This window comes from Bifidobacterium sp. ESL0745 (assembly GCF_029433335.1).
Classification (GTDB): domain Bacteria; phylum Actinomycetota; class Actinomycetes; order Actinomycetales; family Bifidobacteriaceae; genus Bifidobacterium.
This window is the reverse complement of record NZ_JAQTHX010000006.1, coordinates 1-5,353: the sequence shown is the minus strand read 5'-3', so window position 1 is coordinate 5,353 and position 5,353 is coordinate 1. Positions and strand designations below refer to the sequence as shown.

At 55.3% G+C, this 5,353-nt stretch carries 2 protein-coding genes; both read left to right on the top strand.

Annotation, left to right across the window (positions count from 1 at the left end):
- Window positions 1-711: hypothetical protein (locus PT275_RS09125; protein WP_277154080.1), on the top strand; the 711-nt coding region annotated here is incomplete at its 5' end.
- Between the two features lie 834 nt (window positions 712-1,545).
- Window positions 1,546-4,449 (top strand): hypothetical protein, encoded by a 2,904-nt coding sequence (locus tag PT275_RS09120; protein WP_277154078.1) that lies wholly within the window; start codon window positions 1,546-1,548, stop codon window positions 4,447-4,449.
- Window positions 4,450-5,353: the final 904 nt, after the last annotated feature.

Below are 5,353 nucleotides of genomic sequence, written 5' to 3'. Positions count from 1 at the left end.
GGTGGCAGTGGTTCCGGTTCGTCCAGCCAGCCCGGTCAGGGTGGCAGTGGTTCCGGTTCGTCCAGCCAGCCCGGTCAGGGTGGCAGTGGTTCCGGTTCGTCCAGCCAGCCCGGTCAAGGTGGTCAGGGCACTGGTAGCGAATCCGGCCATGGTGCATCCGGCGCTGGTGCAGGTGTTGCTGGTGGAGTGGTGCCTGGCGGTGTCGGTGGCGGCGGGTCCGCTGCGGGTGCCGCGGGCGGCCAAGTTGCTGCCGGTGGTCAGGTTGCCGCTGGCGGTGTGGCTGGTGTCCAGTCGTTGCCGTCGGTGTTGAGCAATGCGCCTGCGTTGCCGGTGTACGGTTCTCCTGTGGCCGCATTGGCTAACACGCCGGTCCTTTCCCGTACAAGCCCGAATGCCGCTGCTGGTCCGTTGCAGCCGCTTGGTCATGATGCTGACGGTACGCCGTCGGTACCGCAGCAGTCCGGGCCGAAGAATTCGGTCCCGCAGTGCATTCCTGTGGCGTATTGGTACGGTACCGGTGTCGAGCCGGCCGCAATTCGTTGCCCGGGGCAGGATATCGCCACGTCGACGGCGGCGGCTTCCGAGCCGACTCGTCAGGCGCCGGTTTGGGTGTTCCTGTTGCTGGTGCTCGCGGCCTTGGGCGCGGTCTTGGTGATCAGCCGCCGTGGTCGTCTGGACATCGTGCGCCATCGTTCGTTCAGGGTGGCCTGAGCGTCGGCGTTTAGGCCAGCTATAGGTTGATTGAGAGTGGAGCCCGTCCGGATCGAATCCGGACGGGCTCCACTCTATATGTTCAGCGGTTGGGATTGCTCTCTCGGTTGCGTCGTTGTCTCGCCAAAACCTGATAAACGTTGCGCCTTATACCAGTTGCAAGAATCGTGTTGCAAGTGTCGTAGTTTCGGCGCAAGCGGCATCATAGACGTAACTCAGTTCATGGGGGTACTCCGGGCAATCTTGGCAGTATCTCATTAAATACGTTGTATGAAGAGTCCAAGTCGAAAAACTGTTTGACTGATTTTCAAAGATTCTTGAAAATCATAGAGCTCCACGAGTTTGTCGATTGTTGGCAGTTTTCTCTTTAGAAGATTCGCAACCCATAGGAATGATGGCAATCCTCTATAGCGTCAAATATGCTAGGAGCAGAATTTAAATAGACATTAATAAATATCTTCCGATTAAAACAGGCATAATATAAATCGTCATCTGTTATTCTAAACGAATAATCGGAGTAGAACCACTTTATTCATGGTAACAAAGCAAACGTTGGACATTCGTTCCTAGAACAAAGGGAATTCGGGCTAAAAGTCTGGTCAAACGTCGTATAGCAGTTTCGTCTTGTTTTAGTCGTTTTCGATAGAACAAGATTTATGCTCTAGAAAGTGATTATTTCGGGCGTGTCAAAACCTGCCAATGCATTGTGACACAAGGGATTTATGACAATCGGCGAATGCTGAAATGTAATATAATTCTTCTTAAGATATAGGCCAGAGGTGGCAGAAGTCGCCGTTGGTTTCTGTACCACTTGCAAGAAAGAAGAATCAGGATATGCGTAAACAAATGAAGGCGGCGATTGGGCTTCTGGCTGCGGCGGCCATGTTGTCCGTCCCGGCGTTCTCCAACGCCGACGGCACTCAACCCTCGCAGCCTCAGGGCGCCGCGCAAACCCAGGCAGTGCCTGCAGCTACCCCACAGCTGCCCTCGGCACAGGCCACCTGTACGCCCGCCACGTTAAGTGTAGGGACGAATGTCAATGCCGAGCTTTCTGTAGACTGTAAACTCACCGTCACCGCAAGCTCTTCTGATAATGAGCTCAGTAGGGATCAATTTAGGGCTTTCCCCGGTCTCGACACTGTCAAACAGATTGTTTTCACAGGCGCCAACAAAGTTAAGTTCCCCAGTGACTGTCACGAACTGTTTTCAAACGAGTATGTTGACCCCGTTACTCGCGGGAAGAGTACTCATGTCGGTGCTCTAGAGGACATTGACTTCGGTTCCGTGGAAACGAACGGAATCACCAATATGGAGAAGATGTTCTTCGGCAACAAGCGTGTTGACCTTAGCAGATTCCACATCAATAATGACACTAACCTTCACTATTTGTTTGGGGACTACGGTTCTACCGGAGACAGATGTCCGTCGTTTGGATACTGTCGCCATATGGATAGTATGCAGCAGCTGACGATTGGGAAAGACACAAGTCTAACCGATAATCAGTATCAAGGTGGTTTACAGGATGCTCCTCATAGACTTGGCATCGATTTTTCGCGTTCAGAGTGGGTGCAGATTGCTGAGCCGGGTACGCCCTCTGCAGATGTTAACAAGAATGATCCTCAGACTCTCCCCATTCTAGATGTGTATGCTAGATCAAGGTCTGATAAGGCAGAAAGAGTTGGTACCTATGTCAGAATTGTTGATTGGCGTGAGCTGACGTTTAAAGCGGCCACCCGAAAAGATCATGCTACTGTAAATAAGTCAGTTGATTGGATTCCATCGGCCCAATTTGCTAGGGGAGTGAATGTTCCCAAGTTTAACAGTGCCGGAGATCCGACGAACTATTATTACTCCAATGACAATGAGGATGTCGTTGTCCCGCTTCGTGCCAAAGTTGAAATTCCAACTCCAGGCCCAGAAAACCCCTTCCCGTTCACGATTTCCGGTTGCGCTGTCACGGCGGATTGTGAGCCGACGGCATTCAAGGGTTGGTCTAGAAACGAAGATGGTAGTGGCGACTTGCTGCAGGCAGGCGCTCAGGTTGATCTGACTGATGGCGATATGACTGTCTATGCCACTTGGCCGACCACGGAGTCGTCCAGTACCGGTGGCGGTAGTTCCGATCCGAGCCATGGTGGCAGCGGTAATGGTTCCGGTTCTGGCAACAACACTTCCGGTGGCAACGGCAATGGCGGTGGTTCCGATCCTGGCCATGGTGGCAGTGGTTCCGGCAGTGGCAACAACGGTGGCGGTTCCAACAACAATGGTTCCGGCAATGGTTCCGGCAACGGCAATGGTGGTTCCGGTTCCGGTAATGGCAGTGGTTCCGGTTCCGGCAACAACACTTCCGGTGGCAACCACAATGGCGGTGGTTCCGATCCTGGCCATGGTGGCAGTGGTTCCGGCAGTGGCAACAACGGGAACGGCGGTAACGGTTCCGGTAACGGTGGCGGTTCCAACAACAATGGTTCCGGCAATGGTTCCGGCAACGGCAATGGTTCCGGCAACGGCAATGGTTCCGGCAACGGCAATGGTGGTTCCGGCAGCGGTAATGGTTCCGGTTCGGGCAACAACGCTTCCGGTGGCAACGGCAATGGCGGTGGTTCCGATCCTGGCCATGGTGGCAGTGGTTCCGGCAGTGGCAACAACGGTGGCGGTTCCAACAACAATGGTTCCGGCAATGGTTCCGGCAATGGCAATGGTGGTTCCGGTAACGGCAATGGTTCCGGCAATGGCAATGGTGGTTCCGGCAACGGCAATGGTTCCGGTTCCGGCAACGGCAATGGTTCCGGTTCCGGCAACAACACTTCCGGTGGCAACGGCAATGGCGGTGGTTCCGATCCTGGCCATGGTGGCAGTGGTTCCGGTAACGGAAACAACGGTAACGGTTCCGGTAACGGTGGCGGTTCCAACAACAATGGTTCCGGCAACGGTAATGGTTCCGGTTCTGGCAATAACGCTTCCGGTGGCAATCACAATGGCGGTGGTTCCGGTAACGGCAACAACGGTAATGGTTCCGGAAACGGTGGCGGTTCCAACAGCAACGGTAACGGTTCCGGCAACAACAACGGCGGTCAGGGTTCTGGTTCGTCGTCGTCCCAGCCTGGCCATGGTGGTAGTGGCTCTGGTTCGGGCCAGCAGCCCGGTCAGGGTGGCCAGGGCGCTGGCGGTGGTTCCGGCCATGGTGCGTCCGGCGCTGGTGCAGGTGTTGCCGGTGGGTCGGTGCCCGGTGGTGTCGGTGGCGGCGGGTCCGCTGCGGGTGCCGCGGGCGGCCAGTCCGCTGCTGGTGGTGTCGCCGGTGTACGTCCGGGGGCTGGCTCGTTGCCGTCGGTGTTGAGCAATGCGCCTGCGTTGCCGGTGTATGGTTCCCCGGTGGCGGCATTGGCGAACAGTCCGGTGCTTTCGGGTGCGAGCCCGAACGTGGCGGCTGGTCCGTTGCAGCCGTTGGGCCATGATGCTGATGGGACGCCGTCGGTGCCGCAGCAGTCTGGGCCGAAGAACTCGGTTCCGCAGTGCATTCCGGTGGCGTACTGGTACGGTACCGGTGTCGAGCCGGCGGCGATCCGTTGCCCGGGGCAGGATATCGCTACGTCTACGGCGGCGGCTTCCGGGCCGACTCGTCAGGCGCCGGTTTGGGTGTTCCTGCTGCTGGTGCTCGCGGCCTTGGGCGCGATGCTGGTGATCAGCCGTCGCAGTCGTCTGGACATCGTGCGCCATCGCTCGTTCAGGGTGGCCTGAGACAGGGTTGAGGCTAGACCTCACGCAGGTTGATTGAAGAAAATAGGGCCCGCATCGAATCGAATCCGATGCGGGCCCCTTTCTCATGTGTTCAGCGACTCCATGTTTAGTGAAGGTTCAAATATGGGTTATAAACTAAATGTTTTGGCCTATGCCCTTGAATACGGAATAATGTCATTTCAGGTTATTGGCTAAGCCTCAGTTGTCCCCAACTCTTTTTTGCTCTATACCTGTCATTCCAATTGAAATTGTAAATTTCTTTTTGCCGTTCGCAACGGATTAATTGCATTTAACTGACCGATTTTTACCGTTTAACGTAATAATTTGCATAAATAAGGAAGGATGATGTATTCCAAATAGTGGATGCTGAATTGCATCTCTTGTGTACGCAAGTGGGGGCTTGCGAAGAGATGGATTCCATCCTTGGGGGAGTGATTCTTTTATGAAGTTGTGGCATAAGGCGTTAGCATGTTTGGCAGCGATTGCAACGTTGACAAGTGTTTCCGTCTTGGCATCCGCGTAGCAAGGCGTGGATGAAGCGCCACAAGACGAGAAGGGTTCGTCGCAACAGTCAGGGGCACCTTCGGATTTTCCTGATTCTTCTAAAGGCGGTCCTGTAGATACTGCAGGTACGAATTCCACAGTCGTAAACGGCGGCCAGAAGTCTTCCGATTCTTCTCGGTCGTCGACTTCGAAAGACCTGACTTCGCACGTTGCGTAGAGCAATGCGCTGCTTGTGAAGTCAGGTGCTCTCCCTGCCCCCCCCAATGTTGTCGGTTCATAACGGCGGGTTCTAGCGATCGTTGCAACGCCCTGAGGTGAATCGGGGTGTCGCATGGCGGCATACGAGTACGGCGGGAAACGCTATCCGGACCGCAAGACGATGCTGGCGGCCAGGCGCGGC